The sequence below is a fragment of the [Flexibacter] sp. ATCC 35208 genome (assembly GCF_001975825.1).
Classification (GTDB): Bacteria; Bacteroidota; Bacteroidia; order Chitinophagales; family Chitinophagaceae; genus Chitinophaga.
In genome coordinates, this window is sequence record NZ_MTKN01000159.1 from 1 (window position 1) to 2580 (window position 2580).

Annotated in this window: 3 protein-coding genes; all 3 read right to left on the reverse strand. The window is 41.6% G+C overall.

Annotated features, from left to right (window positions below; all coding sequences use genetic code 11):
* Position 1: 1 nt before the first annotated feature.
* The 3 genes from BW716_RS34770 to BW716_RS34780 are packed head-to-tail and all read right to left on the reverse strand — an operon-like array spanning position 2 to position 2510.
* Positions 2 to 1765: an IS66 family transposase gene (locus BW716_RS34770; protein WP_083730637.1), complete on the reverse strand. Its 1764-nt coding sequence runs from the start codon at positions 1763 to 1765 to the stop codon at positions 2 to 4.
* Positions 1766 to 1811: 46 nt separating this feature from the next.
* Positions 1812 to 2180 carry an IS66 family insertion sequence element accessory protein TnpB gene (gene tnpB / locus BW716_RS34775; RefSeq protein WP_083730638.1) on the reverse strand — a complete coding sequence of 123 codons (369 nt, stop codon included), beginning with the start codon at positions 2178 to 2180 and terminating at the stop codon, positions 1812 to 1814.
* A 3-nt stretch (positions 2181 to 2183) separates the two neighbouring features.
* A complete protein-coding gene (locus BW716_RS34780) occupies positions 2184 to 2510 on the reverse strand; it encodes a hypothetical protein (RefSeq protein ID WP_072362417.1) in 327 nt (108 codons plus the stop codon).
* Positions 2511 to 2580 lie beyond the last annotated feature (70 nt).

The following is a 2580-nucleotide window of genomic DNA, read 5'->3' on the forward strand; positions in this document are numbered from 1 at the left end:
ATCATGTATTTTTCTTCTTCCAATATGGAGGCAACAGATTAATAAGTTCATGAGCTGGGCAATCATGAAGGCGGTCATAGATATCTTTAAGATAAATATAAGGATCGATGTCGTTAAGTTTACAAGACTCGATCAGGGAGTAAAAAAGTGCTACTCTCTCTGCTCCATGTTCATTTCCGGCAAACAGGCTATTATTGCGGAAGGTAGTAACGGGTCTGATGGCCCTCTCGACGCCATTGTTGTCGGCATCGACGTATCCAAGGGTCGTAAATGCTTTTAGTTTGTGCCATTGCCCCAGGGCATAATTAACTGCTTTAATTATTGGTGTACCTGGCAGATGATCTATCTGCTGTTGTTCCAGCAACCAGATATGTATTTTATCGAGAAAAGGAACGCTATATTTCTGACGCAATGCCAATCGCTGGTCATCGGTCATCTTTTTTCTTTCGGCAAAGGCTTCTATCCTGTAAATGATGTTGAACAATGTCAATGCTTCTGCCGCTAGCTTTTTATCATATTTCTCTGCTTTCTTAAAACCGCGGCGGATATGGGACAGGCATGTCATTAGGTCCACCTCCTCATTATCTTTAAAAGCTGCTACATAGCTACCCAGGCCATCCGCCTGAAGCGTGCCCTTAAAATCTTTTAATATCTGCTGTGGAACCTTATGTCCGCGGGATGGGTTAAATTCAAACAATACTAATTTTTGTTCTTCAGATAAAAATACCCATAGCCAACCCCTGGATGGTTTGCCTTCTCCAATATCATTGAGGTAATCTAATCTTGTCTCATCGACCTTCAGATACCGGGCCTGCACAATTACTTTTTTCATACATCTCAACAGCCTTAGCAGTTTCTTAAAGGCCACCTCTTCCCAACCATTTACCGTTGATGCTGCGAAGCTGATGCCAGTAGTGCTTTTTATATACCGTAACTGACGTGTATATGGATCCCCATATCCAAACCGGCGGCTGTGTAAGTGTGCCAGCAGGCTGTTTCCTACTGTTCCTTTTTCTACCAGACGAGGGGCTACTGGTTGGCAGACAAACTTTTTATCTTCTGTACGATATTGAAGCCGCTCCTGTTGTACTTTAATAATTTTACCCGGCTTGTATTCGTAATAGGTCGTCACTTTTTTGCCCATAGGGATCAGGCCTGTCTTGTCTCCTTCGACGTCAATTGTTTCTGTCACTACTTCTATACAAGATGGTTGTACTCTTCTACCTTTATGAGCGAGATGTTTTTTCTTTTTGCGGTTGCCTTTCCGGATCTGGTCATCCACTTGTTGAATATCGCCTTTTGTGGAGGCTACTCTTATAATCTCTTCCAGTTCGGTCAGATCAAAATCAGGTCCTAAGGTTTGTTGTATGGCCGCATCTACTTTTTCACGTTCAGGTATAAATTTCTCACTCTTTTTACCCTGTAGCATTTCACATAACTCCTGTAACTGCCAGCTCTTCTTTTCTCCCTGAGCAACCTGCTCTTTTAAGAGCGCATTTTCACTTTCCAATGCTTCGATCCTGCTTTGCAATTCAATGACCTGATGTTCTCTATCAAGCATAATCTCATGTGCCTGATTCAGATAACGGTTTAATTTATCACATGCTCCATTCTTTGCTTCCAGCTGGTTATTCAGGTCATATATAATCTTACCAAACGTTATTCTCTCTCTGGTCAGAGATTCCAACAACTCCCCATTGGTCTCCGTTAGCGTGGAGATTTGTTTTAATGCATCTGTTATAGAAGTGAGTAATTCAGGGCGCACTGCTTTGTGTCATGGTATTGGCTATATTAACGCAAAAACAGCATTATTAGTTTGGCTGATCTGTTGATTTTCCTGACTTTCTTTCGTAACGCTTTCTGTACTTAATCTCGATTCCTTCCAGGATGAGCATCACATCTTTGCGTTCAATCATCATCGCCTGGCAACCAGGATCATAAACAGGTTTGCCAAAGGTGCCTCTGGCTAGTCTTTTGTAATAAAGCGCCTGACCATCTCCATCAAATTGCAACATTTTCACCTGGGTGAGACGCCCGTTAAAAAACAAATAGATGATGCCCTTAGCTAATGGATCAAGTGCCATTTGATTACGTACGATGCCTGACAAACCATTTATTCCCATCCGCATATCCGCTGCAGATGTATAGATATAAAAATTATAACCAGCTAATGACAACATTGACTAATGATTTAGCAAGGTGAGTAAATATTCTGCCGGCACAGGTTGATAAATTGCAATACCGCGCACTTCAGCAAATAAGTTTGAATTAACAGGCTCATTTGATGATGCTACAATTTTTACGGGAAGTATTGCTGGTGGTGAGGATGGAACCGGTGAAGTATTGTTTGTTTTCTTTAACCAGTAATAAAAACTGCCTTCACTTATTTGATGAGCCCTGCAGTATTCGCTAATAATCATGCCGGAATCAGGCTGCTGACGAACATGGAATGCCATGTCTACTTTTAAGGGAGAACCAGGGAGAGATCTCTGAATTTGCTTCTTTCGCATCGTTTAAATTTTGATGCAATGATCGCAATATTTAATTTCTATTCGGGAACGCCGAGAACCGAATACTTAC

Coding starts and splice junctions, on each gene's coding strand:
- tnpB (WP_083730638.1), bottom strand. CDS start 2,180: ATGTTGTCATTAGCTGGTTATAATTTTTATATCTATACATCTGCAGCG.
- BW716_RS34780 (WP_072362417.1), bottom strand. CDS start 2,510: ATGCGAAAGAAGCAAATTCAGAGATCTCTCCCTGGTTCTCCCTTAAAA.